This window comes from Halobacillus sp. ABD4_316, assembly GCF_056161385.1.
This window is the reverse complement of sequence record NZ_JBSWZA010000004.1, coordinates 188674-212331: the sequence shown is the minus strand read 5'-3', so window position 1 is coordinate 212331 and position 23658 is coordinate 188674. Positions and strand designations below refer to the sequence as shown.

The following is a 23658-nucleotide window of genomic DNA, read 5'->3' as shown; positions in this document are numbered from 1 at the left end:
TTTAAACATCTGCTTTTTGTGTTAAATCCTCTGTCCCTGTTCGTTTTCCAAGCTTCTCTTCTACAAATCCTTCCCCAATGATCCAGTCTCGTCCAACTGTGATTCCCAAGTACTCATCATCACTCGGGTTCTCGATCTCAGCCTGCGGATGCTTTTTAAAATACCAGTGCTTGGCAAGCAGGTAGTAACAGAGCGCTCCGATCCCAAATCCTACGAAGAAGGACCATGTACTGAATAGATAGGCGAATACGCTGCCAATGATCCAGGAAATCATACCAGCCCAGTTCACCCCGCCGTCGTAGGTATACTGACCGCCGCTCTTATACAGATCCGTGACATTCATCCGGCGTCTTCTTAGTAGATAGTAATCAGCAAAGATGATCCCGACAATCACAGATAGAATCGCCGCCGCTATTAAGAGGACGGGAATCAGCAAATTAAAAATACTCCACGGCTGTATGACCGTTCCGACAAGCCCCGCTAAGAACACCCCTGCCCAGAAAGGCAGTTTCGGGCCGCCGACGTTGGAAAAGATCGTTGCAGCCGGAACAATATTCGCACTCACGTTCGTCGACCACTGAGCCAGTACGATCATGAGAAGGAGAATCCCAAGGACAAGTCCGCTCGCTGATTCCTGCAGGGCAACGACCGGGTCAAAATTGGAAACCGCAATGTACGAGACAGCACCCAGCACAACGATAAACGTCTGGGTTAGAGGCAGACCGACGAGACTTCCGACCATGGCCCCTTTATTCCGCTTGAACCAGTTCCTCTCATATTTTGGAGCTTTGATGAACCTGGATATGGAAGAAATATCCGCCGCCAGCGTCGCCCAATATCCCATATTACTGACCACAACGATGACAAAAGCCGTGAAAGCCGCCCCACCGGTCACCGGGCTTTCCACCCATGCCCAGATATCCTTGCCCTGTTCCGCTGCAGTACCTGTAAGGTTGAAGTACATCCATACCCCGATCAAAATAATGATCGGCGCGGCAAGATCCGCAAATTTTTCAACAGCCTTGATTCCAAGTGCGGTATTAAAAAGCTGGAATAAAGCAAACAGAATATAGCAAATAAACCAGTTATCAAAGCTGAATAAAATGTTTAAAATGCCGTTAATGGCTGTGGATCCGAAGTAGGTATTGATTCCAAACCACATCGATGCAGCCACACCGCGGATGACGGATGGAAAATGGGTGCCGACGATACCGAAGGGAGCCCGCATGTATACGGGAAAAGACAAGCCATGTTCGATGCCGATGTCTGCAGTCAGAGTGATGGCCAGACCGATGAGTATTGTACCGAGAAGCGTTCCGAGGACAACCCAGATGAGAGAGATGGACTGGACCCCTGCTCCACCGATGGCGAATGCAGCTAAAACGACAGCCATCCCCACCCACATAAACGTAAATCCGAGGGTGCCGATTTTCTTCTGATCATGGGGAATGGGCATAAGGTCCGGGGACATTAAATGATTATCTTTCCTGCTCATGAAGCCGTCTCCTCCTAAGTTCACCTTTAAATTTCGCTGTCCGGCAGCCGCCGGACAGCGTGTTTATTTCATTCACGAGGGCGTGTTACTTTTGGTAAAGCTTCTCCTGAGAAGACGTTTGACTGCCAAACTTGGACCGTTTCAAATAGCGGCCGCTGCCGATTTTTCCAACAAACTGCTGATCCTTAATGACAAATTCCCCACGGGAGAGGACGCTGACCGTCTGTCCGGTCACCTGCATGCCTTCAAACGGATTGTAATCCGCGGCCATGTGGCTTGTCTCAACAGAAATCGTCCGCTCCACATCCGGATCAAAGATGACGATATCCGCATCGGCCCCAACGGAAATCGTTCCTTTCTGCGGAAATAATCCGAACGTTTTCGCTATTTTGGTAGAAGTCATATCAACAAATTCATTCAAACTGATCCGGCCTTTTTTCACACCTTCCGAGAATAATATACTGACACGGTCTTCAATGATTGGACCGCCATTTGGTATTTTAGTAAAGTCCCCTTTGCCAAGGTCCTTCTGTCCCTTGAAATCGAAAGAGCATTGATCCGAACCGAGCGTCTGCAGATCGCCGGTCTTCAATGCGTTCCACAACACTTCCTGGTGGTGTTTTTCTCTAAGGGGAGGGGACCAGACGTATTTTGCCCCTTCAAAGTCCGGTTTTTCCAAGTAGCTTTGATCCAGAACCAAGTACTGCGGGCACGTTTCACCTATGACGTTATAGCCTTTCTTCCTTGCTGCAGCAATGGCTGATACGGCCTGCTCACAGGTGACGTGGACGACATAAAGCTGCGAATCGGCCAGTCCGGTCAACTCTGCCGCCCGGTTGGTCGCTTCCCCTTCCACTTCCGGCGGGCGGGTCAGCGCATGATAAATAGGGTCGGTCTGTCCTGCATCAAGGGCCTTTTTCACTAGGTGATCGATGACATCCCCATTTTCGGCATGCACCATGACAAGCGCTCCCAGCTTCTTCGCTTGTTCCAGCGTTTTAAATAGTGTGCCGTCATCGGACTGGAACACATTTTTATACGCCATAAACACTTTGAAAGAAGTGATGCCCTCGTCTTCAATGACGGTAGGAAGCTGATCCAGGACATGTTCGTTCATTTCGCTGATCATCAGGTGAAAGCTGTAGTCGATGACCGATTTATCCTGAGACTTGGCATGCCACTGATCGATGGAATTCTGGAGCGGTTTTCCTTTATCTGTTAAACAGAAATCAATGACTGTTGTCGTTCCACCATAGGCCGCAGCAATGGTTCCTGTTTCAAAATCATCCTTACTGACCGTGCCCCCGAACGGCATTTCCAGGTGGGTATGCGGGTCAATCGCACCTGGGAAGATGTAGCGCCCGGAGGCATCCACGACTTCGGCCGAAGTTTCATCAAAACCTTGGCCGATCATGGCGATTTTTTCATCTTCGATCAAAAGGTCCGCCTGATACGTATCTGCTGCCGTGACAATCGTTCCATTCTTTATAATTTTTCTCATCCAATCCCTCCATGTTATTTACTTGATCAAATCTACACTGCACGATGGTGTGGCTCCAATCGCTGCCTGCCGTTCGTTCCACGTCATCGGAGGCTTCCCGTTGGCATACTCCACCATATCAATCGCCCCGTCCACCGGACAGACGATGCTGCACAAATTACATCCGACACAGTCTTCCTCGCGCACCTTCAAAATGTCCCGGCCCTTTTCATCCTTGAGCATATCAATGCACTGGTGTGACGTGTCTTCACAGGCAATATGACACTTATTACAGTTGATGCACACATCGTTGTTGATTTTGGCAACGACCTGATGGTTGAGATCAAGATTTCCCCAGTCCGAATACTTCTCGACAGACTTTCCGACAAGGTCCATGACCGAATCAAGGCCCTTGTCATCCAAATAGTTGTCCAATCCGTCGATCATATCCTCAACGATGCTGAAGCCGTGGTGCATGGCCGCTGTACACACCTGCACACCCGTCGCGCCCATCAGCATGAACTCGACCGCTTCCCGCCAGCTGGAAACGCCGCCCATGCCCGAAATCGGTACATTGATTTTCGGATGACGGGCGCACTCCGCCACCATGTTCAGGGCGATCGGTTTCACCGCCGGACCGCAGTACCCTCCGTGCGCGCCTTTGCCGGCGACGTTTGGTACCGTATCCCATGAGTCCAGGTCCACACCGGCGAGGCTGTTAATCGTATTGATCATACTGACCGCATCTGCGCCGCCATTGACGGCTGCTTCCGCTGTAAAGGTGATGTCGGTAATATTCGGAGTCAGCTTAACAATGACCGGGGTCTGCGCCACTTCCTTCGCCCAGGCGGTCTGTTTTTCCACAAGCTCAGGAACCTGGCCCGAGGCCGCCCCCATGCCGCGTTCTGCCATGCCGTGGGGACATCCGAAGTTCAGCTCAAGCCCGTCCACTCCGACATCTTCCACGCGTTTGACGATTTCGTGCCATTTTTCCTGTGTTGGTTCCACCATTAAGGAAGCGATGATGGCATGATCCGGAAATCTTTTCTTCGTTTCATAGATTTCCTTCAGGTTCACTTCAAGCGGACGGTCTGTAATCAATTCGATATTGTTAAATCCGGCCACACGCTTCCCGCCATAGGAAACAGCAGCGAACCGGGAGGACACGTTCAAGATTGGATCGCCAAGCGTTTTCCAAACAGCTCCTCCCCACCCCGCCTCGAAGGCACGCTGCACCTGGTACCCCGAGTTGGTCGGGGGAGCGGACGCGAGCCAGAAAGGGTTGGGGGATTCGATCCCTGCCAGATTTAATCGTAGGTCAGCCATAAGATTCCTCCTCGTAGTTTTTGTAAAGTTACACCGCAGCCGTAGGCGTCGGAGAGAGCTGTTTATGAATCGCCATAGCGACTTCCTTGCCCTGCTGGGCAGCCGTGACGACCATCGCCTCTCCCTGCCCTTTCGCAAAAATGACATCGCCGGCGGCAAAGACATTGGATTGGGAGGTTCTCAGTGTGACTGGATCGACTTTAACGACGCCGCCTTCATGGTCCAGACCAAACGATTCAATTAAATCGGTGTAGCGCGTCTGACCGATGGCTTTGATGACCGCATCCGCCTCTATCAGGAATTCGGATCCGGGTACGGGTTCCGGTCTTTTCCTTCCATCTTCCCCAGCAGACCCAAGCTTCATCTCCACACATTTCAAATGCGTGACGTGACCCGTTTCATTACCAAGAACTTCTACAGGCTGGGTCAGCCAGTGGAACTGTACATCATCCTGTTTTGCAAAATCGTACTCAAACTCATAGGCTGTCATTTCTCTGCTTGTCCGGCGGTAGACGATTTTCACGTCCTCCGCCCCTTTACGAGCGGCACAGGTGGCTGCGTCAATGGCTGTGTTTCCGGCTCCGATCACAATGACCTTGCGTCCAAGCAGCTCATCCGTTATCGGACCGGACTTTGTTTCTTTCACAAATTCGATCGCATCATGAACACCGGTCAGACCCTCTCCGGGGATCCCAAGCATCGGTACGTGACCCATACCGATCGTCAAGGCGATCGCATCAAACTGCTCGGACAGCTCTTCGAACGAAATATCCGCTCCAACCGCCGTATTCGTTCTGATTTTCACGTCCAGCTTTTCCACCTGGTCCACTTCCCACCGGGAAATTTCCTGCGGCAGCCGGAACGATACGATCCCGTATGTATCCAGACCACCGGCTTCCTCTGCTGCTTCAAAAATTGTGACATCATAGCCGAAACGGGCAAGTTCCCGTGCGGTAGACAAGCCGGCAGGTCCGCCGCCGATCACAGCGACACTCATCCCATTTTTCTCTCCGGGTTTGAATAACAGCTGTTCATTTTTAATGGCCCAGTCTGTGGCGAAACGCTGCAGATCACCGATTAAGATCGGTTCTGTCGAATGGTTCAGGACACAGGCCCCTTCACAAAGTTCTTCGGTCGGACAGACGCGGGCACATGTGGCACCGACAGGGTTGGAGGACATAATCGTCTTCGCTGATCCCTTCAAATTCCCGGAAGCAATTTTTTTAATGAACTTCGGAATATCGATTCCTGTCGGGCAGGCCTGAATGCAGGGCGCATCATAGCAGTACAGACAGCGGTTGGACTCCTCCATCGCCTCCTGGGCATTCAATCCATCATGGACCTCATTAAAATTCACCTGAAGATTCTCCAGTGATATCCCCTTGCTTTTCAACTGAGTCACGCTGATCCCCCTCTTTCAGTAAGATACGGATTTATTAAAAAAGCCCTGCATAGATCCTTTTCAGCCCCCGGCCCTATGCAGAACTCTCTGTTCAGATCGTGATGGGTCATTACGGGAGAAGCTCACCCATTTTTTCATACGTTTCCGGGCGTCGGTCACGGTAGAACTGCCAGGTGTCACGAACTTCACGGATGAATTTTTTGTCCATTTCCCCGAGGATGACCTCATCCTGATCCCGGCTGCCTTCTGCGACAAAGCTGCCGCGCGGGTCAACCAGGTAGGACTGGCCGTAAAACTCGCCCATATTCCATGGACCTTCGTAGCCGACACGGTTGATCGCCCCCAGGTAATAACCGTTCGCAACGGCATGGGCCGGCTGTTCCAGCTTCCATAAATATTCGGAAAGTCCGGCTACGGTAGCCGATGGATTGAAGACGACTTCTGCACCGTTCAGACCAAGGACACGGGCACCCTCAGGAAAATGGCGGTCGTAGCAGATGTAGACCCCAACCTTGGCATAGGCCGTATCAAAAACCGGGTAGCCGAGGTTGCCTGGTTTAAAGTAATATTTCTCCCAAAATCCATACCCTTTGTCCCCAACACCCACCTGCGGAATGTGATGCTTTCTATATTTGCCGAGATAGGAACCATCCGCATCAATGACCGCCGCTGTGTTGTAGTACGTGGCAATCCCTTCCCGCTCATAAATCGGAAGAACAATGACGACCGACAGTTCTGCAGCCAGATCCTGAAACAGCTTCGTCGTCGGACCGTTCGGAATTTCCTCTGCGGCGTCGTACCATTTCGGGCTCTGCTCGGAACAGAAATATGGACCATAGAAAATTTCCTGCAGGCAGATGATCTGCGCTCCTTTTTGCGCCGCTTCACGTACTAGAAGCACATGCTTTTCGATGGACTGCTGCTTGTGGACCTCTACAGGTTCACTACCATCCACATCATGTGAAGCTTGAATTAAACCGATCTGTACTTTATCTGACATAGGTGCTCCTCCTCCTACCGCTTTAATTTTATAAAATTCATAATATTTAGTTATTTAATCATACAATACAGGTTTTTGTCGGAAAATCCATTATACAAAGTGTCAAAACCTTGCTGGATCCATTGTTAAAGGTGGAAACAAAGAAGGAAGAAGCGTCCCATCTGCTTCTTCCTCCATCTTCCTTAATACCAGCGCTGTGTCAGCATTTTACGTTTCGTATAAAAGTTCAAGCCATCTTTTCCATTGGCATGCAGATCCCCATAAAACGACTTTTTATTTCCGGAGAACGGGAAAAAGGCCATCGGTGCAGGTACATTCACGTTCACTCCGAGCATTCCCGCATCCATTTCTTCCCGGAACTGCTGGACTGCTTTTCCGCTGGACGTATAGATGACGGCACCGTTGGCAAATTCCGACTCATTCGCCGTTGCGATCGCTTCATCAAGAGTATTCACCCGGACGATGCTTAAGACAGGGGCAAAAATTTCATCCTTCCATATTTTCATATCCTTGGATACATGATCGAAAATGGTTGCGCCAAGGAAGTATCCGGAATCATGCTCCCGGAGCTCTACCCGGCCGTCTCTGATTAAGGCCGCGTTTTCTTTTTCTCCGGTTTCAATGTAGCTCAGCACACGCTCACGGTGAGCTTCACGGATTAATGGCCCGAGGGTTGTATCATCATCGAGACCATTGCCTACATTCAACTGATCCGCTGCTTCTTTTATCTTTGCAGCAAGGCTGTCAGCCACATCACCCACGGCAACAACGACAGAGCAGGCCATGCACCGCTCGCCCGCACTTCCAAAAGCGGCATTGATGATCCCTTCGACCGATTTATCCAGGTTACAGTCCGGCATAACGATGGAATGGTTTTTGGCGCCGGCCAGCGCCTGGACGCGCTTCCCATGCTGTGAAGCCGTTTTATACACATATTCCGCTACAGGCTGGGAACCTACAAAGGAGACAGCATCGACCTCTTCATGCTCAAGCAGGCCGTTGACGACATCATGCGCCCCGTTGACAAGGTTAAGCACGCCTTTCGGGAGTCCCGCTTCATGGATGAGCTCCACCAGCATTTTTGCTAAAATCGGCGTCCGTTCCGATGGCTTAAGAACAAAGGTATTCCCACATACAAGCGCAAGCGGGAACATCCAGAGCGGAACCATCATAGGGAAATTAAATGGGGTGATACCGCCGACGACCCCGACTGGATACCGGTACATCCCTGAATCGATGCCTTCAGCGATATCCGGAAGCACATCCCCCATCATGAGACTCGGAGCCCCTGCTGCAAACTCCACACACTCAATGCCGCGCTGTACTTCTCCTGTGGCATCCTTTTTCGTCTTTCCATTTTCCTGTGTCAACGCTTCAGCCAGTTGATCCCGGTTTTCAATCAGAAGCTGCTGATATTTGAACATGATTCTCGCTCGTTTCGGTACTGGAGTCTTCTTCCAGGACTGAAAAGCCTCTCTCGCTGATTGGACCGCTTGATCCACATCTTGTTTAGTTGAAATAGGGACCCTTGCAATGGTTTCTCCAGTTGCCGGGTTTGGAACTTCTTCCACCTGACCTCCTTCAGAAGGAACCCACTCGCCATGGATAAAGTTTTCAATAACCACCTGATTCGACTTCGAGAAAGTTGTCTCCATCCTGTCACCTCTTGGTTCATATATTTTTTCACTCAAGATAAGTATAAATTCTGAATTTTTACACATCAATGGACGAAACGTTAAATGAATGGCGGTTGGAATGAACAGAATGACACGTAAATCCTCTATCCAGCACCCTGGAAGAATGGAGGGATAAGAAGACGGTCACAAGGGCAAGCTAGCGGAAGTGGATCTGCACCAATTTTAACCATTTGTACATAGGGGGTTACGCATCATGAAGAAAAAGAAGGCCGTACAACCGGAACAGCATCAAGAACGACAGCCTGGTTACGAGTATGAAATGAAGCCGCTGCCGGAGTATGCAGATGAGACCTATAAAGGAAGTGGAAAACTGGCGGGTAAAACCGCCGTGATCACCGGAGGAGACAGTGGGATCGGCCGAGCGGTCAGCCTGCTTTTTGCCAAGGAAGGCGCTGATGTAGCTGTCCTTTATCTGGATGAGCATGAAGATGCAGCCATTACGAAGAGCTTAATCGAGAAAGAAGGCAGGCGCTGCGAGCTGTATCACGGGGATATCGGTGGACCGGAGTTTTGCGAAACCATTGTCGAACAAGTTGTAAAGACATTTAAAACCATAGATATTCTTGTCAACAATGCAGCCGTTCAATATCCGCAGACAAGTGTGCTCGATATTTCCAATGAACAGCTTCTGGAAACATTCCGCGTCAATTTCTTTTCCTACGTTTATATGACGAAAGCGGTCCTGCCTCATATGAAGAAGGGATCCTGTATCATCAACTCTTCTTCGGTGACAGCTTACAAAGGGAACGATCAGCTCATCGATTATGCATCAACCAAAGGTGCCATCACCTCTTTCACCCGTTCCCTCGCCGGATCCCTGATCGATCAGGAGATACGTGTGAACGGCGTGGCCCCCGGGCCGATCTGGACGCCGCTGATCCCAGCTAGTTTTGACAAGAAAAAAGTGGCGGAATTCGGTTCGGACAATCCCATGGGCCGTCCAGGCCAGCCGAGGGAAGCGGCCCCCGCCTATGTCTATCTGGCCTCCAGTGATTCCAGCTATGTCACAGGTCAGATGCTTCATGTAAACGGAGGAATTCCTGTCAACGGATAAAAAAGCTGCGGAAGCGGCTTTTTTTCGTTCATCGATCGCCGTTTAACCGACTAACGGAGTTGTCGACGTGTTATAATTATCCATAATTGTATGGGAAGGATGGTGTCGCTTATGGCCCGAACCAGTTTCTGTCATTGTTTCAGCAATCAAGAAGACCTCGCTCAAGGTACAGCATCCACCCGGACCTATCTTGCCTTCTGTGTAGTAACCGGCAGGGAAGGTGCCATTGAGTTCAGCTTTCAGACGACCTATATCGATCAAAGCAAAGAACCCCCATTTGCTACATTCTACGGGGTGTCCAGCGAATGGGAAGAGGATGCCGACTCACCAAAAAAACTGCGGATCCACAGCCGCTCTCCGCTCACAGATGACGGGCAGACCCCGTGCGAAAAACCTTTTCTACGATCACAGGAACTCTTTTACTCGTACACCGTCAATCTGGATCTACATAAACTGAAAGCCTACCAGAAAAATCCCGATACTTATCTGACAACGATTCATTCGAAGGTGTTGTATGAGGAGTTAAAGGCGGTGTATACCGGCATCTTTAAAACAGCGCCTGTCGATACGGAGCATGATCATTTTATGCTTTTAGTGGATTGAAACAAAAAAAGGATGGGTCCGGTCATTTTAAACGCTGGTTGATCCGGTCCAATCCTTCCACTTTCGCTTTCTCCACGTTCAATTCTCTTTTCAAAAGCACATTCTCTGCCGTCATCCCGGCCAGGATCGATATGCCGATCAATGTCCGCAGCAGGCCCGGTTCCGGTACAAGGTATGTGACTGCAAAAACCGCTGCTGCAGCGCCAATTAAAAAATCGGCTAAAAACCCGAGATAAATGCCCTTTGGACGTCTCCGCCTTCTTGGGAAAACCAAAACCTTTCCGTTTCTCATCAAATGAGCCACAACGCCTGTCATCCCTCCGATACAACCGGCAATCAGGAGCGTGTCCACATTATTGATCCCCCTAAACTTAAAAAAGCGGCCGCTGGAAGATATTTAGAAACATAAGAACTATGCACTAATCATCCACCAAAGCGGGCCGCCTCGATAAGTCTTTTATTGTATAAACGAAAAGTTACTATAATGAACATGCTACCTTCAGTGTACAACATTCCAAAAAGAAAATAAATACTTATTTTCAATTTTGTTCTTCAAATAACAATAAATGTAATTTTAAGTTTTTTTCACATCCAGTAAGTGTTGGATTTCTGCTTCATAGTAATCCACTTCTTTTTTGGAAGTAGCCTCCATCATACCCTGCAGCAAGGGTTCATAGTTTTTCTTCTCCATTTTGTCTGTAGATTGAAATACGGCTCTGCTCTCCTCATAGTGATCCAGAAATAATTGAAGCTTCATGTAATAGTACCGGGTTTCCTCCAATGAAACGGCTTCTCTGAAAGCATCCAGCAAATCATCGAATTCTTCATCTTTTTTCTTTTTCCCCATATCCTGCCTGCCGCACCTCCTGAAGAGATTTGTTAAAGAATTAATTTCTATTTATTACCCATTATACAAGAATATGTAACGGCTCACGTTAGAGAATCCGAATTTCTTCTATAAAAAAAGAAATGATACAGCCTCTCCTTGACGAGAAACTGTACCATTTCAGCACGTGGGTTTGTATGATTCCGATTGGGCTCGAACCAACGACCTCCACCCTGTCAAGGTGGCGCTCTCCCAGCTGAGCTACGGAATCAAAATAATAATGGGTATTTCCTGGTGACAAGTAATAATATACTACGGAAAAATCGGAGTGTCAATATAGTGTGAAGATTTTTTTAAAGGTTTGTAAATATGCACGAGGAAGGCTTCCCATCAAAGGTTTTTCAATAAGGTCCGGATCGCCGCTGAGCGGTCCATGCCATTCTCTTTTGCATAACTCTCCAGCTTCTTGTAGGATTCTTCATCCAAACGCACATGCAGGGATCGGGTCAGTTTATCCTCGGTCTTCTTTCGCGGGCGCCCACGCTTGATGTGCCGCTTTCCATCCTCATCCATCCATACATCAAGGGTGACTTCCCCTTCTTTTTCAATTACCTCGGCACCGTTGTTTTCTTCCCACAACTGCTGAGCCCTTTCCTTGTAACCGGTCATCTGCCGGATATCTTCTTCAGGGAGACCAGCATGTGCCGCCTTTTCCCTGAACTTATGTTTCAAAAATTCCTCCAGTTCTTCATAAGAAGAAAACGACAACTGCTTCATAATCTCCGTCCTTTCCATCTCTGTCCATTATGCCGGAATTCTTAATGAAATGAAACAGCTTTAAACTTTTTTGTGGCACAAAAAACATTCATCTAGTATACTGGGATTGTTACTTTTTGTAGCACAAAAATGAAAGGCAGGAGATCCCATGTATATCGAATCGAAATATATAACCGTTAAGGAAGGGTACACAGAGCAGCTGGTTTCCCGCTTCAATCAGCCGCTTCCTATAGAAGACATGGAGGGATTCCAAGGAATGTCCATTGCTGTAGAGAAAGCCCGTAAAGGAGAACAGATGGTCATCATCACTACAAGATTCGCCTCCAAGGAAGATTATAAAGCGTGGAAAAAAAGCGATGCCCACGTGCAGGGCCACAAAACAAAACAAAAGCCTGATTTTGTTCTGAACACCTCTCTTGGCCTTTACGAAGAGATACTGAGTAAATAAAATAAAGAACCTCTATGTCGGCCAACATAGAGGTTCTTTGTTTATAATAAGGTCTCTCTTTCCTTATCCGGGAGGCTTCTTCCCTGTTTTCAATTCGATATGGATGATTTATGACGATTTCAAGGAAAGCGTGACGGGCTTTCTGTTTTGTAGGTTTTGTATATTTCGTTCATAATAGAAAAAGAACACTCATACAGAAGGCAGGTTTTTCACATGAATAACAGCAAACGATGGATTGATCTAAGAGACAGTTTTCTTTTTCTTCCCGCCATTTACAGCGTGATTTCCATATTGAGCGTTGTGATCTCCATTCTTCTTGATGAATGGATCGTATCCAATTGGAAGGACGCCCTTCCCGGTTTCCTCCTAACAGGCAGCTCAGTGGCTCAAACACTGTACGGATCGCTCGTCACCTCCATCTTAACGATGACAACCATCAGTTTCTCCACCATTATGGTTGTCCTTACAACCTATACCACTCAATTCTCTCCCAGGACACTTCAGGACTTTATGAAAAGCCGGATCACCCAGCACGTGTTGGGGGTCTTCTCCTTCGGCTTCATTTTTTCCCTGCTGCAGTTGTTCCTGCTTGGGAAGGATTCCGGATCCGGATTCATCAGTCCGTTTTTAACCGTTTTCGTATCCATCGTCTGCCTGGCTTTCTTTATCATTTTCATTCACCACTCTTCCCGTTTCATCAAAGTGAACAATTTAATCGGCACCATTCGCCAGAGCACGTCTGATTTGATCAACGGAACCTTTTCAGAGAAAAATTACGACCGTTACACCGAATGGGATCACGAGGAAATTGAAAGACGAAAGAATTCAGAGAAAAGAGTCATTGCGACAGGGGAATCCGGATATATCCAGAGTGTCAATTACTCTTCCTTGATTCAATGGGCGGAGAAAAATGACCTTTTATTGGAGACCACCTTTTCCATGGGGGAATACATTCAGAAAGAAATGCCCCTGTTCTATTACTGGGTAGAATCAGAGCAGGAGAACCTCACACCAGAAGAAGCAAGAGATTTTGTCGTGATCGGCAACGAGCGGGTCGACATTCAGGATATAGAATTTTCACTGCAGAAGCTTGTGGAAATCGCCGTGCGCGCCATTTCCCCAAGTCTCAATGATCCTCATACGGCCACGAACTGCATCAACCGGATCGGCTCCCTCCTCGTTGAGCTCGCCGATGTATATGAGCCGATCCGATATTACCCGGACGATAATGACCACCTCCGTCTTATCGCAGAGCCGGTACCTTTTAGTGAATACTTGTATAAATGCTTCTATCAAATCCGCATTTACGGACACCATGATGTGTCCGTCATGAACTCCGTTATGGAAGTATTGTACAAACTGGCATTCATACAAAAGGAGAAAGTCCAGGACGACGTGTGGAGATTCGGCCGTTACATTATTAAGGCTGTTGATGTAGAGAATATGGACGAGCTTGATTTTGAGCGGTTTAACCATCAGGCACAGAAACTGGCCGATGCGTGTGGGACAACCATTTCCTTGAAGAGCGATGATGCTTCATAACCTGTGTACCAAATAAAGAGAACCGTCCATATTCCGGACGGTTCTCTTTTGTGTATTAATCGCTGCCGGATATGATCATATCGTCTTCCATCTCGGCAAGAAGGGTGGCAGGTGACACTTTATCACCTTTCTTAATATGAAGCTTTTTCAGGCTGCCGCTGATGCCCACCGCTACCTCTGACTCTGTCCCGTCCCGCTTAATAACAAAAAGGGGTTCCCATTCATAGACATACTCCCCGTTCTGAACGAGGACTTCGGTCACTTCTCCATAACACGGGGAAATGATTTTTTCGGGCCGCATGGTTCATTCCTCCTGTTCTCACCACGCCCGGTCCAGCTCAGGGCGTTTGAAACAGCATATGTGGGAGAAGAGGACAAGATGACTGGAAAATAAAAAAGAAGTGACGCAGCCTCTCCCTGGATGAGAAACTGCGCCACTCCGGCACTTTGTATGATGATTCCGATTGGGCTCGAACCAACGACCTCCACCCTGTCAAGGTGGCGCTCTCCCAGCTGAGCTACGGAATCTTATGTAGAAATTTGTCGTTTTTTGCTGACAAAGATTAATATACTATGGATCACAATTGAAGTCAACATGATTCGACAAACTTTTTTACAAACCTTCCTCCTCCCTCCATCATTTGGGTTATTGATCTGTTCCACTTTTTCAACAATTCTATGATAAAATAAGAAGTGCAACGTTTACATCGAATTTTAAGCGGGAAATTTTCATATACTTCCGTGCTGTAAGGAGGTGGTCTATTTATGGGTAGAGACGGATCCATGACCGAGTACACCATAAACAGTCAGTACTTAGACGAAGAAATGACCCTTCGTGTGTATACGCCGAACAACTTCTCTCCTCTATACAAGTACCATTTCTGTATCATGCAGGATGGAAACGATTATTACTCCATGGGGCGCGCTGCCACTCTGAGCGATAAGCTCCACAGGGAGGAACGTATGGAACGGACGATTTTCATTGGTATACATTACAAGGATAAATACGACCGCAGGGAGAAATACCATCCTGACGGCCCGAGACAGGGAGACTACGTCAGCTTCCTCATCAGGGAGGTCGTCCCATTTCTTGATGAACAGCTGCCCGGGTATAATATGGGGAGAGGCCGGACACTGGCCGGGGATTCCCTTGCCGGAACCCTTGCCTTAATGACAGCTGTTAAATTCCCGAATATCTTCGGAAATGTCATCATGCAGAGTCCTTATGTCGATGATCACGTCCTGGAAGTCGTCGACACAGGGCGGCAGCTTTCTTCATTAACCATCGATCACACCATCGGTCTGGAGGAAACGGACGTGGAGACGACAACCGGTGAGCGGATGGATTTTCTTGAACCAAATCGAAAGCTGCGGGATCTTCTACAGGAAAAGCCGGTCTCCTATACGTACCATGAGCTGGATGGCGGTCATACTTGGGGATCCTGGCAGAAGGATTTTGAACGGGCTTTATTGAACATATTTAGTGGTGAATAAACGTTTTAAAATGGGACAATCAGGAGGTTAGTTCAATGAAATACGGAATAGCAGTGTTTCCATCAAAAAAAGTACAAGATGTAGCGAATTCTTACCGCAAGCGATATGACCCTCATTACGCGCTGATTCCTCCTCACATTACGATGAAAGAGGCGTTTGAAGCGGAGGAAGATCAGATTGAAAGTGAAATCATCCCCCAGCTGAGGGAAATTGCCAAGAACACAGAGCCATTCTCCTACGGGGTGTACAAGGTAAGTTCCTTCTCTCCCGTAACCAACACCATCTACCTGAAGATTGAACCATCCGATGAAATTTTTGATTTGAATGATAAACTTTACACTGGTGTACTGCCGGAAGAAAAAGATTTCTCCTTCGTTCCGCACATCACGATTGCTCAGAAGCTTTCAGACGAGGAATTTTCCGATGTATACGGCAGCCTCACTATGCTTAAATTCGATCTGCAGGATCAGGTCGATCGTTTCCAGCTTCTTTACCAACTTGAAAACGGCGCATGGAGTGTCTATGAGACATTCCGCCTTGGCAGAGGGTGAAGCTCGTGGATATCCGGCAGGTCAGAAACAAACAGCAGCTGAACGATGCCTACACAGTGAGAAAAATCGTCTTTGTACAAGAACAGCAGGTACCTGAAGAACTTGAAATCGATGAGCATGATGAAGCGTCCCTTCATTTCACCGGGTATGAGAACGACAAACCGGTAGCCGCCGCCCGTCTCCGGTTTGTCCACGGATACGGGAAGCTTGAGCGCATTTGTGTTCTGAAAGAGAAACGCGGCCATTCCTACGGCAGACAGATGATTGAACAGCTGGAAGCCGCCGTGCGTGACTATGGGTATGACAAAGCCAAGCTTAATGCTCAAACCCAGGCGGAAGCCTTTTATGAAGCCCTCGGTTATGTCACGATTTCAGACAAATTCATGGATGCCGGCATCCCACATGTCACGATGGTCAAAGAATTGAATGAATAACCAGCTCCCGCCTATGGAAAGGCGGGAGTTTTTTCGTTTATATTCCACCCCTTTTGTCTACAATGAGGCATAGAAGAACGAAAAAGAAGGATCGTGACGCTTCAATGGAATATATACAAATTACGGTGGAGACTCTTTTCGGGTTTGCCGCGCTGTTTGTCATGACTAAGGTACTGGGCAAATCCCAGATTACTCAAATTACAGCTTTTGATTTCATCTCCGCCCTTGTACTTGGAGAGCTTGTAGGAAATGCCCTTTACGATCCTGACGTCGGTATTCCCGACATCGGCTTTGCCATTATACTGTGGAGCATCCTTATTTACACAACAGAGATGATCACGGAAAAGTTTAAAGGATCCCGGCAGCTTCTTGAGGGAAGCCCATCCCTCGTAATTTATCAGGGAAGGATTGACCGAGAGCAGCTCAAAAAAAATAAGCTGGATATCAACCAGCTTCAACACCTTCTCCGCTCCAAGGATGTCTTCTCGATCAGGGATGTGCAGTATGCTGTTTTGGAAACGGATGGAACCATTTCTGTGTTGAAAAACTCCCATTCTCAGAACGTCAGCCGAAAGGATTTGAACCTCCCTCCTCTTCCCGTCCCGCTTCCCCGTACCATCATCAGTGACGGGGAGGTCATCTGGGATAACCTGAAGGAAGCCGGGCTTGATGAAAATTGGCTGCATCATCAGCTGAAAGCCCAGGATTACGAGACACCAGAGGCCGTACTGTATGCAGAGTTCCAGGATGGTGACCAAACCTTGTTTGTCATCGGCTTATAGCCGAAAACACCCACTTATGATCAACCAGACGATCTTGAATCACTTCTGCTTTTTTCAAGGTTACGGCATAAGCGGTTACAGCCGTCCGATATAAGAGCCACTGCCCGAGCGCAGGCGCCTGCACATCCCACTTCGTACACAGAATGGAAATCAGCTCTTCGTGCGTCACCTCTCCTGTCGACTCCACTGCCGACTGGACAGCATCGAGGATACGCTGATGGTAGACGATATTTTGACGGATCGTTTCAGAGGGATCTTGTTCGAATGACCCGTGGCCGGGCAATGCCCCGGCACACGGGATAGCCAGAAGACGCTCCAGACTGTGGATGGTTTCTCCGGCATCCACCAGAAACGGGATCCGGTGCTTCTGGAGCGTCTCCAGACTGAAATAACTATCCGCGGCATACAGGACGTCTCCGGCTTTCAATGCAAGCTGATGATGACTGTGGCCCGGGAGCAGAAAAAGTTCGGCTGTGATCCTGCCGAAATCGACTTGTCCTTCATCGACAACCCTGTCAATCCGTACAGGGGGACCTTCAAGAAACTTATTACGGAGTTCTTTAAGCGGAGCAACCCCGCTGAACAGATAGAGCGGCTCCAGCGATGGATTGGAAAGGACCGACGCTTCCAATACGGGGGCAGATGTATGAACGTCATAAGTATGCTGTACATAGGAAGCTCCGCCGTAATGATCCGCATGAGCATGGGTGATAAATAGGTGGGTGAGCGGAAGCTGCCGTTTTTCCAGTTCCTTCAGCACCTTTTTAACCGATGACCGATCGATACCTGAATCAATCAGCAGCCCTGTACCGCCTTTATGAATGTAGCCGATATTTACGGATGAATGATCATAGAAACACCAATCATTGATTTGTTTGAACGTCATCGTTACAGCCCCTTCAAGCATTTCTATACAGTTTCGCTGAAGTAGCTGCCTTTTCCTGTTACAGCAGCATAGGTTTTCACGCCGATGTTCTGATGCGCGGGGAATGCCGGCTTATGATCGTCGGCCTCTGCCGCATGGAATCCAGGCGTGGTGATAAACGGACTGTTTTTCTGATAGACAAGGCGGTCCTCTTCTCTCTGCTGCCGACCGGGTCGTTTCGTATCGAGGCTTGCCTTGAAAATTTTATCCACGGCAAAGGACTGCTGGTGCTGATTCACAACTCTTGTCTGGTAATCCTGATACTGGTAATGATTCACAGGCAGAATATATCCCATCCGGAACGCCTCCTTTATCTTCCATTACCCCGAAAACACCGAATTGAACCAGGCCTGTCATTCAAAAAACTTCTCCATCTTCCCTGCATATTTGTTTAGAAATTTTTCTACATCGGTCATCTGTTTGGTGAACCTTTTCTCCCAAGCTCCCAAATCCTTTTCCCACTGCTGGAATTTCTTGTCCGGCTGTTTGATAATGCCTTTATATTTCGACGTTTCCACATCGATTTCCTGCAGGACTTCAAGCAGCGTCTTTGCCTTCTTTTTTTCCTCTTTCCCCGTCACAGGCGGTCTGTCCATGCATACAGAACCGACTGCAGACCTGCGAGAGCAAAGACAAAGACGAGCCACTCCCCGTATGGGACCACCAGATAAAATACGACCATAATGATGGAGGACCAGACACCGACACACCACTGACAGCTCAAACCTTCACCAATAAACCCTTTAGGCTCGACCCACTCTTCTTCCACCCCTTGATCGCTCGTAACCAGCTTCACATTGAAAAACGGACGTCTCATCCACTCCATAATGTAATCACGTACAATCAAGCGGGTCAGACGGAAACTCGCCAGAGCAAGCAGCAAAAATTCTGCGATGGATAACATTTGATATCCCATCCTTTCTAAAGAAGAAAAAAGCCACTACATACATCGTAGTGGCTGCTTACTCAGTTTAGAACCAGCGGAATCCTCCACGACGGTCGGAAGACTCATCATCATGGCGTTTTCTAGAACTTGAACTGCTTTCGTCCGCCCCGGCTTCCCTGCGTTTCCTTCCGAAAAACGGATCCACACGGTCACTGCTTTCATCACGGTCATGACGTCCGCGGTGCTGCGGCTCAATAATGACATTATCAGCTTTAATAACAAGGTCTTTGACATGAATGACCTTTTTCTTCTCAGACATTCCCCTCACTCCTTAATCGAATTCATTGTTACTTTATGGTTTTCAGCTTGGCCGGGTATAGTCGTCCGCCCATACAAGACGAAAAACTTTGGGAATGCCTGAATACGGACAAATGCCCACACCGACAGCGCTGACAGACATATTCTAGTAAAGACAATACGTCAATGCGTATGGAAAGGGGAAAAAACAATGAGCTGTGGTAAAAAATACGATTCAGGCTCCTGTGTTATTGATATCCTAAAAGACATCGTGGATGCTCAGAATGACGTCCTGCACGATTGCACAACGAGCTGTGAACAATCAATCGCAGACCTTCTGGGTGACAGTAACGGAGGATCAGGTTTCGATACAGTACCTGTTATTCTTTACTGTAAAGACGGATGCAAGCCTTTTAAAGGTTACGGTTCAAAACGCAGCGGAGAGCGCTGTAATGTCAAAGGGAGCTTTTTCTTCCGCGTCAAGTCCGTAGACGACGATGGATGTGCGATTCTTGAACTTCTATTCTCTGACCGCAACGGAGACGATGAGGATTCAAGAGACGACGATCCGAAATCACCTGCTGATCAAAGCTGCCGCGACCTTCGCGCTTCAGGGATCTGCATCACGGTGGACTTGAACTGCTTCTGCCACGTTACCTGCCTTCCGGCTGCCAGCACGCTGTAAGAAATCAGAAAAAAACCGCGCAAACAGGCGCGGTTTTTTCTGTTTCAAAAGCCCAGTAGACGAATATCAATAATCGTATCAAAGTCAATCTCCCTCTGAAACGGCCGCTGAAACACCTTCATATGGACTTTACCATCCTGATAATCGGTAATGTACCCTCTGAGCTGATCTTCTTTTGTCGTCACTTCACATTTCATCTTCGGAACATGGGGGGATAATTGAAAAAAGTAATCCACTTTTTCCTCCAGGGAGAGTTCGTGGAATCGCTGCCTGCGCTCCCGGCTGGATACTTGCTTTTCTTCGTTATCCCGATCGTTTTCCACCTCAGGCGTGTCGGTATTCTCCGGAAGTAGTTTTGTTACTTCTTCTGTATGAGCGGCATGGGTTCGGCGCATCCGTGCTTCTTTTTCATATCGTGGTGTTTCTTTTGCAGCGGGCTGTTCAGAACCACGTGACCTTACTGAGCGTTCCGTGCGGAAACTCGTCTGCATAGGAACAACGGCAGGCTTTAGATTTTTCGGCTGAACAATGTAAAGCATCGGCTGCTTGGCAAGACGTTTTTCATCGGCCATGTTCGATCTCTCCTTTTCCAGTCGGTCATCACCTTATGTATATGCCCTGTCTTTCTCCCATGTTCATTTTCGACGATCATCGTGGAAGTTTCCGTATTATTTACACATTCTTTCTCTTGATCCTCATCCTGTTAGGAGTGACGCGGCTGTGAAAATGATTTACATGGATCATTGACGGTCGAACATGGAACCCCTCATTTTCATCTCTTCTTTTCATTGCACAAGAAAAAAGAGTGATTTTCTTTGATAAATCAAAGAAAATCACTCTTAATTAGATGGGACACCGTTGATTCCATGACGAGCGTTCGATGGTGACGCCTGTGGGAACAGCGCGATCCGGAGATCCACTTGGTCCAGTGGTCTTCCTCCCCAAGTCAGCTGAGGCCGTGCCTGCGGCAAGCATCCATCGACAAGCGATTCGTGAAAATCAACAACAACCTTTAACCACATCTCTTGATAGGAAGGAGGATTTCAGTGGCCTCATCAAAATGGACGGATTTTTTCTTTAGTAAGCGACAATACTGAATCCGGAGTCAACGTGGATGATTTCTCCTGTCACACCACGGGACAGGTCACTCATCAAGTAGTAGCCGGTATCGCCGACTTCCTCCTGAGTCACCGGTCGGCGCAGTGGAGCACGCTCTTCGATCACTTTCATAATTTCATTGAAATCACCGACACCTTTAGCTGATAATGTCCGGATAGGTCCGGCAGAAATCGCATTCACACGGATGTTATGCTTCCCTAAGTCATTGGCCAGATATTTCACGCTGGCATCCAGACTGGCTTTCGCTACACCCATAACGTTGTAGTTTTTTACAACCTGCTCTCCGCCAAGGTACGTCAGCGTAACGATGCTTCCTCCGTCGGTCATCAATGGCTGGGCAGCACGCGCAACAGCCGTCAGTGAGTAGGAACTGATATTGTGGGCTGTTAAAAATCCATCACGGCTTGTGTTCAAAAACTCATCCTTCAGCTCTTCCCTGTTCGCAAAGGCAATACAATGCGCAAGTCCGTGAATCGTTCCGACATCCCGTCCGATTTCTTGAAATGTGTGGATAATCGCTTCGTCGTTTGTCACATCGCACTCATACACCAGTGGTTCTTCCACTCCGTCCAGAGTCGCGGCCAAGTCCTGTACCGACTTTTTAAACCGTTCCGATGCCACGGTGAAAATCAACCGGGCGCCCGCTGCGTGCAGAGAACGTGCAATTCCCCACGCAATACTCCGCTTGTTGGCAACACCCATGACTACATACGTACGTCCTTCTAAAGAAAAGTTCACGCTGATTTCCCTCCTCAATCATTCTCACAAATTAGTATTTGTTATTAGTACCTGCTCCTATTTTAAACGATCCACGTTTGAAAAACAAATCAGGATCCATAAAAAAACCCTAATCATCTAATGAAGGGTGTGGTCACTAGTCCTGCATACATAAAAAGCTTGTAGAAAAACACGGAGTTTCTCTACAAGCTCAATGGCTGCTCTAACAAAAGCGGAAGTTCATCATCAGCACCATTCACAGTATTCCAGTTCCATTTTGAGTTCATCCACATACTCGTTGGAACCTGTCACGATTAAGCGGTCCCCGATTTTCAGCTCCGTATCGCCGTGAGGAACGATGGAATCTTTGCCACGGAAGATCCGGACCATGATTACGTCTCCTGTAAAAGGGAACTCCCGGATATGGACGCCGTTATACATGGAATTGTTCATATTGATCTGATAAAGCGCACTATCCTGCTTTGTCAAAATATCAAGCACGTTCGGTGCTTCGATCATCGCTTTCAAAAGAGCCTTCGAGGACAGGAAGACGCTGAAAACACTTATGCCAAGCTCCCTCATCTCTGTAGAAAGCTCAGGAGATTCGACTCGGACAATAATCCGCTCCACACCTTGTTCTTTCGCATATCGGGCGATTTCTGCGTTCCTTTCCTCGTCCCCTGTAGAGGCGACGACAAGGTCCACATCAAAGACACCCAGCTCTTTCATATTCTCGACGTTGTAACCGTCCAGCTCCTTGATATCAAAGCAGTTCCGGCTGATTCGTTCATCGATTTTATCCACTTTCGTATGGTACAAATGCGTTTCATACGCGTTGATATCCAGTTCACGCACAACAGGAAGCGTCATCCGGTTGGATCCGATGAAGGAAACCACCGTTTTATGGTCCTCATCCTCAAAGCGTCCATATACCTTTTTGAAGACGATCGGTGCGACAACGCAGGTCAGGACGGCTACAAGAATAAGCGCCCCTTCCATCTGATCGTCAATCATTCCTTCCCTTTTGCCAATCGCAGCAGCGGCAATAACGAGAGATAAGGTGGACGTCAGGATAAATCCGGATCCGAACACCGTCTTACGGTCATACCATTTCGAAAGGATCAAGGCCGGAACAATTTTGGAAATCAACAGGGCTGCAAACAGCAGCGGAATCAATAACAGGACACGTGTATCCGTAAACAAACTCCAAATATCTATTTCTACACCGACCATGACGAAGAAGATCGGGATTAAGAAGCCATATCCAAAACTGTCGAGCCTTTTGACCATTTCCGGGTTCGGTGAAAGCAGAGATACAAGAGTACCCGCTAAGAAGGCGCCCAGAATGTTTTCCGCACCCACAGTTTCCGATAAAGCAACGAGAAGCAGGATCAATGTAAAGACGGCACGTGTATCAATCTGGATGGTACCTTTAGCCATCGTCTCCACAAAGGATTGATGACGGAACTTTTTCCCGATGTAATAGAAAAGGACACCAGCAGCAAACAAAATAAGCAGAAGCCACGTATTGCCGCCGTTCTCTCCATAAATGGAGACGAATACGGCCAATAGGATCATGGTAACGAGGTCGGCGATTACAGCGATCAGAAGGATCGTCTGACCGATTGTCGTTTTCATCATCTGTGCATCTTTCAAAGTTGGAACAACTACACCAAGGGAGATCGTTGAAATGATCAACGTCATAAGAAAGGCATTGTCTATAAATCCAGCCAGCACGAATACATAGGACAGCGCCAGGGAAATGACGAATATTCCGACAAATACGATGACCGCCACCCATACTGGATTGGGGGCGCCGGTTCCCTGGTTGACCGGTTTCGCACGTTTCTTCTTGCTTGCAAAAATGGAGAAGTCTATTTCAAGACCACTCAGGAACATAAGAAAAATGAACCCCAGGGTCGATAGTATTTCAAGCCAGCTTCCCTGTTCAACAAGGTCAAATCCACTTTGACCTATAATCAAACCTACGATGATTTCTGCTACTACCACCGGAATCATATTCAGTTTAAACCGGTGGAGTAGGATGGGAGTAATAAATGCTGCAATTATGACAATAACCAGTGAAGTTACTGAAGCACCATGTTCCATACTCGCCCT

27 protein-coding genes and 2 tRNA genes are annotated in these 23658 nt (G+C 48.0%); 9 read left to right on the top strand and 20 right to left on the bottom strand.

Features of this window, described 5'->3' with window-relative positions:
- Position 1 precedes the first annotated feature (1 nt).
- The 6 genes from ACXAJH_RS16265 to ACXAJH_RS16240 all read right to left on the bottom strand — a co-directional run bounded on the left by ACXAJH_RS16265 (position 2) and on the right by ACXAJH_RS16240 (position 8358).
- The gene (locus ACXAJH_RS16265) at positions 2-1495 is read right to left on the bottom strand and encodes an NCS1 family transporter (RefSeq protein ID WP_474991364.1); all 1494 of its coding nucleotides are present in this window, start codon (positions 1493-1495) and stop codon (positions 2-4) included.
- 85 nt (positions 1496-1580) lie between these two features.
- Complete coding sequence (gene hydA, locus ACXAJH_RS16260) at positions 1581-2996, bottom strand: dihydropyrimidinase (RefSeq protein WP_474994555.1); 1416 nt, start codon at positions 2994-2996, stop codon at positions 1581-1583.
- A gap of 18 nt (positions 2997-3014) precedes the next feature.
- The gene (gene preA / locus ACXAJH_RS16255; RefSeq protein ID WP_474967899.1) at positions 3015-4301 is read right to left on the bottom strand and encodes an NAD-dependent dihydropyrimidine dehydrogenase subunit PreA; all 1287 of its coding nucleotides are present in this window, start codon (positions 4299-4301) and stop codon (positions 3015-3017) included.
- Between the two features lie 28 nt (positions 4302-4329).
- Entirely contained in the window at positions 4330-5703 is a 1374-nt protein-coding gene (locus ACXAJH_RS16250; RefSeq protein ID WP_474994553.1) for an NAD(P)-dependent oxidoreductase, read from the bottom strand.
- Between the two features lie 109 nt (positions 5704-5812).
- Positions 5813-6703, bottom strand: a complete 891-nt coding sequence (locus tag ACXAJH_RS16245) for a nitrilase-related carbon-nitrogen hydrolase (protein ID WP_474991361.1) — start codon at positions 6701-6703, stop codon at positions 5813-5815.
- A 182-nt stretch (positions 6704-6885) separates the two neighbouring features.
- Positions 6886-8358, bottom strand: coding sequence for a CoA-acylating methylmalonate-semialdehyde dehydrogenase (locus tag ACXAJH_RS16240; protein ID WP_474994551.1), 1473 nt, complete (start codon positions 8356-8358; stop codon positions 6886-6888).
- Between the two features lie 235 nt (positions 8359-8593).
- Here ACXAJH_RS16240 and ACXAJH_RS16235 point away from each other — a divergent pair, with 235 nt between their 5' ends.
- Complete coding sequence (locus ACXAJH_RS16235) at positions 8594-9454, top strand: SDR family oxidoreductase (protein ID WP_474971832.1); 861 nt, start codon at positions 8594-8596, stop codon at positions 9452-9454.
- A gap of 111 nt (positions 9455-9565) precedes the next feature.
- Complete coding sequence (locus tag ACXAJH_RS16230; RefSeq protein ID WP_474967894.1) at positions 9566-10057, top strand: hypothetical protein; 492 nt, start codon at positions 9566-9568, stop codon at positions 10055-10057.
- Between the two features lie 22 nt (positions 10058-10079).
- Here the strand turns inward: ACXAJH_RS16230 and ACXAJH_RS16225 are convergent, their stop codons facing one another.
- From ACXAJH_RS16225 to ACXAJH_RS16210, 4 genes are all read right to left on the bottom strand, one after another.
- The gene (locus ACXAJH_RS16225; RefSeq protein WP_474967893.1) at positions 10080-10409 is read right to left on the bottom strand and encodes a DUF4257 domain-containing protein; all 330 of its coding nucleotides are present in this window, start codon (positions 10407-10409) and stop codon (positions 10080-10082) included.
- Positions 10410-10631: 222 nt separating this feature from the next.
- Positions 10632-10904 (bottom strand): hypothetical protein, encoded by a 273-nt coding sequence (locus ACXAJH_RS16220; protein WP_474967892.1) that lies wholly within the window; start codon positions 10902-10904, stop codon positions 10632-10634.
- A 177-nt stretch (positions 10905-11081) separates the two neighbouring features.
- Positions 11082-11154: transfer RNA gene (locus ACXAJH_RS16215), tRNA-Val, on the bottom strand.
- A gap of 119 nt (positions 11155-11273) precedes the next feature.
- Positions 11274-11660 (bottom strand): ribbon-helix-helix protein, CopG family, encoded by a 387-nt coding sequence (locus tag ACXAJH_RS16210; RefSeq protein WP_474994549.1) that lies wholly within the window; start codon positions 11658-11660, stop codon positions 11274-11276.
- Positions 11661-11808: 148 nt separating this feature from the next.
- Here ACXAJH_RS16210 and ACXAJH_RS16205 point away from each other — a divergent pair, with 148 nt between their 5' ends.
- Together ACXAJH_RS16205 and ACXAJH_RS16200 are read left to right on the top strand one after the other, a co-directional pair.
- On the top strand, positions 11809-12108 hold the full coding sequence (locus ACXAJH_RS16205; RefSeq protein WP_474967890.1) for an antibiotic biosynthesis monooxygenase: 300 nt from the start codon (positions 11809-11811) through the stop codon (positions 12106-12108).
- 213 nt (positions 12109-12321) lie between these two features.
- Positions 12322-13650, top strand: a complete 1329-nt coding sequence (locus ACXAJH_RS16200; protein ID WP_474967889.1) for a DUF2254 domain-containing protein — start codon at positions 12322-12324, stop codon at positions 13648-13650.
- 55 nt (positions 13651-13705) lie between these two features.
- Here ACXAJH_RS16200 and ACXAJH_RS16195 read toward each other — a convergent pair whose 3' ends face one another.
- Together ACXAJH_RS16195 and ACXAJH_RS16190 are read right to left on the bottom strand one after the other, a co-directional pair.
- Positions 13706-13951 (bottom strand): biotin/lipoyl-containing protein, encoded by a 246-nt coding sequence (locus tag ACXAJH_RS16195; protein ID WP_474967888.1) that lies wholly within the window; start codon positions 13949-13951, stop codon positions 13706-13708.
- A 154-nt stretch (positions 13952-14105) separates the two neighbouring features.
- A tRNA-Val gene (locus tag ACXAJH_RS16190) sits at positions 14106-14178 on the bottom strand.
- A gap of 237 nt (positions 14179-14415) precedes the next feature.
- Here ACXAJH_RS16190 and ACXAJH_RS16185 point away from each other — a divergent pair.
- The 4 genes from ACXAJH_RS16185 (at position 14416) to ACXAJH_RS16170 (ending at position 16911) form a co-directional block, all read left to right on the top strand.
- Positions 14416-15144, top strand: coding sequence for an alpha/beta hydrolase (locus tag ACXAJH_RS16185; RefSeq protein WP_474967887.1), 729 nt, complete (start codon positions 14416-14418; stop codon positions 15142-15144).
- A gap of 35 nt (positions 15145-15179) precedes the next feature.
- Positions 15180-15695, top strand: a complete 516-nt coding sequence (locus ACXAJH_RS16180; protein WP_474967886.1) for a YjcG family protein — start codon at positions 15180-15182, stop codon at positions 15693-15695.
- A gap of 5 nt (positions 15696-15700) precedes the next feature.
- Positions 15701-16129, top strand: coding sequence for a GNAT family N-acetyltransferase (locus ACXAJH_RS16175; RefSeq protein WP_474994547.1), 429 nt, complete (start codon positions 15701-15703; stop codon positions 16127-16129).
- 104 nt (positions 16130-16233) lie between these two features.
- Positions 16234-16911: a DUF421 domain-containing protein gene (locus ACXAJH_RS16170; protein ID WP_474970364.1), complete on the top strand. Its 678-nt coding sequence runs from the start codon at positions 16234-16236 to the stop codon at positions 16909-16911.
- Here ACXAJH_RS16170 and ACXAJH_RS16165 read toward each other — a convergent pair.
- The 5 genes from ACXAJH_RS16165 to ACXAJH_RS16145 all read right to left on the bottom strand — a co-directional run bounded on the left by ACXAJH_RS16165 (position 16898) and on the right by ACXAJH_RS16145 (position 19041).
- Positions 16898-17797 carry an MBL fold metallo-hydrolase gene (locus ACXAJH_RS16165; RefSeq protein WP_474967885.1) on the bottom strand — a complete coding sequence of 300 codons (900 nt, stop codon included), beginning with the start codon at positions 17795-17797 and terminating at the stop codon, positions 16898-16900. The two genes, ACXAJH_RS16170 and ACXAJH_RS16165, sit on opposite strands and share 14 nt — an antisense overlap.
- Positions 17798-17820: 23 nt before the next feature.
- On the bottom strand, positions 17821-18132 hold the full coding sequence (locus ACXAJH_RS16160) for a hypothetical protein (protein WP_474994545.1): 312 nt from the start codon (positions 18130-18132) through the stop codon (positions 17821-17823).
- Positions 18133-18189: 57 nt separating this feature from the next.
- Positions 18190-18417 (bottom strand): hypothetical protein, encoded by a 228-nt coding sequence (locus ACXAJH_RS16155; protein ID WP_474971838.1) that lies wholly within the window; start codon positions 18415-18417, stop codon positions 18190-18192.
- Positions 18414-18740 carry a DUF1360 domain-containing protein gene (locus ACXAJH_RS16150; RefSeq protein WP_474994543.1) on the bottom strand — a complete coding sequence of 109 codons (327 nt, stop codon included), beginning with the start codon at positions 18738-18740 and terminating at the stop codon, positions 18414-18416. The genes ACXAJH_RS16155 and ACXAJH_RS16150 overlap by 4 nt, the downstream gene beginning before the upstream one ends.
- A gap of 67 nt (positions 18741-18807) precedes the next feature.
- Complete coding sequence (locus tag ACXAJH_RS16145) at positions 18808-19041, bottom strand: hypothetical protein (RefSeq protein ID WP_474967881.1); 234 nt, start codon at positions 19039-19041, stop codon at positions 18808-18810.
- A 189-nt stretch (positions 19042-19230) separates the two neighbouring features.
- Between ACXAJH_RS16145 and ACXAJH_RS16140 the strand changes: the two genes are divergently transcribed.
- Positions 19231-19704, top strand: a complete 474-nt coding sequence (locus ACXAJH_RS16140; protein WP_474967880.1) for a CotY/CotZ family spore coat protein — start codon at positions 19231-19233, stop codon at positions 19702-19704.
- Between the two features lie 44 nt (positions 19705-19748).
- Here ACXAJH_RS16140 and ACXAJH_RS16135 read toward each other — a convergent pair whose 3' ends face one another.
- The 3 genes from ACXAJH_RS16135 to ACXAJH_RS16125 form a co-directional block, all read right to left on the bottom strand.
- Positions 19749-20276 carry a CotO family spore coat protein gene (locus tag ACXAJH_RS16135; RefSeq protein WP_474967879.1) on the bottom strand — a complete coding sequence of 176 codons (528 nt, stop codon included), beginning with the start codon at positions 20274-20276 and terminating at the stop codon, positions 19749-19751.
- 505 nt (positions 20277-20781) lie between these two features.
- Entirely contained in the window at positions 20782-21561 is a 780-nt protein-coding gene (fabI, locus tag ACXAJH_RS16130) for an enoyl-ACP reductase FabI (protein WP_474967878.1), read from the bottom strand.
- Between the two features lie 225 nt (positions 21562-21786).
- On the bottom strand, positions 21787-23649 hold the full coding sequence (locus ACXAJH_RS16125; RefSeq protein WP_474967877.1) for a monovalent cation:proton antiporter family protein: 1863 nt from the start codon (positions 23647-23649) through the stop codon (positions 21787-21789).
- Positions 23650-23658 lie beyond the last annotated feature (9 nt).

What these genes read in the sequence shown, in the direction of transcription:
- ACXAJH_RS16150 (WP_474994543.1), bottom strand. Translation starts at nt 18,740, where the DNA reads ATGTTATCCATCGCAGAATTTTTGCTGCTTGCTCTGGCGAGTTTCCGT.
- ACXAJH_RS16210 (WP_474994549.1), bottom strand. Translation starts at nt 11,660, where the DNA reads ATGAAGCAGTTGTCGTTTTCTTCTTATGAAGAACTGGAGGAATTTTTG.
- ACXAJH_RS16240 (WP_474994551.1), bottom strand. Translation starts at nt 8,358, where the DNA reads ATGGAGACAACTTTCTCGAAGTCGAATCAGGTGGTTATTGAAAACTTT.
- ACXAJH_RS16170 (WP_474970364.1), top strand. Translation starts at nt 16,234, where the DNA reads ATGGAATATATACAAATTACGGTGGAGACTCTTTTCGGGTTTGCCGCG.
- ACXAJH_RS16165 (WP_474967885.1), bottom strand. Translation starts at nt 17,797, where the DNA reads ATGACGTTCAAACAAATCAATGATTGGTGTTTCTATGATCATTCATCC.
- ACXAJH_RS16195 (WP_474967888.1), bottom strand. Translation starts at nt 13,951, where the DNA reads ATGCGGCCCGAAAAAATCATTTCCCCGTGTTATGGAGAAGTGACCGAA.
- ACXAJH_RS16140 (WP_474967880.1), top strand. Translation starts at nt 19,231, where the DNA reads ATGAGCTGTGGTAAAAAATACGATTCAGGCTCCTGTGTTATTGATATC.
- ACXAJH_RS16125 (WP_474967877.1), bottom strand. Translation starts at nt 23,649, where the DNA reads ATGGAACATGGTGCTTCAGTAACTTCACTGGTTATTGTCATAATTGCA.
- ACXAJH_RS16180 (WP_474967886.1), top strand. Translation starts at nt 15,180, where the DNA reads ATGAAATACGGAATAGCAGTGTTTCCATCAAAAAAAGTACAAGATGTA.
- ACXAJH_RS16135 (WP_474967879.1), bottom strand. Translation starts at nt 20,276, where the DNA reads ATGGCCGATGAAAAACGTCTTGCCAAGCAGCCGATGCTTTACATTGTT.
- ACXAJH_RS16200 (WP_474967889.1), top strand. Translation starts at nt 12,322, where the DNA reads ATGAATAACAGCAAACGATGGATTGATCTAAGAGACAGTTTTCTTTTT.
- hydA (WP_474994555.1), bottom strand. Translation starts at nt 2,996, where the DNA reads ATGAGAAAAATTATAAAGAATGGAACGATTGTCACGGCAGCAGATACG.
- ACXAJH_RS16160 (WP_474994545.1), bottom strand. Translation starts at nt 18,132, where the DNA reads ATGGGATATATTCTGCCTGTGAATCATTACCAGTATCAGGATTACCAG.
- ACXAJH_RS16185 (WP_474967887.1), top strand. Translation starts at nt 14,416, where the DNA reads ATGGGTAGAGACGGATCCATGACCGAGTACACCATAAACAGTCAGTAC.
- ACXAJH_RS16205 (WP_474967890.1), top strand. Translation starts at nt 11,809, where the DNA reads ATGTATATCGAATCGAAATATATAACCGTTAAGGAAGGGTACACAGAG.
- ACXAJH_RS16235 (WP_474971832.1), top strand. Translation starts at nt 8,594, where the DNA reads ATGAAGAAAAAGAAGGCCGTACAACCGGAACAGCATCAAGAACGACAG.
- ACXAJH_RS16245 (WP_474991361.1), bottom strand. Translation starts at nt 6,703, where the DNA reads ATGTCAGATAAAGTACAGATCGGTTTAATTCAAGCTTCACATGATGTG.
- ACXAJH_RS16145 (WP_474967881.1), bottom strand. Translation starts at nt 19,041, where the DNA reads ATGTCTGAGAAGAAAAAGGTCATTCATGTCAAAGACCTTGTTATTAAA.
- ACXAJH_RS16220 (WP_474967892.1), bottom strand. Translation starts at nt 10,904, where the DNA reads ATGGGGAAAAAGAAAAAAGATGAAGAATTCGATGATTTGCTGGATGCT.
- ACXAJH_RS16230 (WP_474967894.1), top strand. Translation starts at nt 9,566, where the DNA reads ATGGCCCGAACCAGTTTCTGTCATTGTTTCAGCAATCAAGAAGACCTC.
- ACXAJH_RS16265 (WP_474991364.1), bottom strand. Translation starts at nt 1,495, where the DNA reads ATGAGCAGGAAAGATAATCATTTAATGTCCCCGGACCTTATGCCCATT.
- preA (WP_474967899.1), bottom strand. Translation starts at nt 4,301, where the DNA reads ATGGCTGACCTACGATTAAATCTGGCAGGGATCGAATCCCCCAACCCT.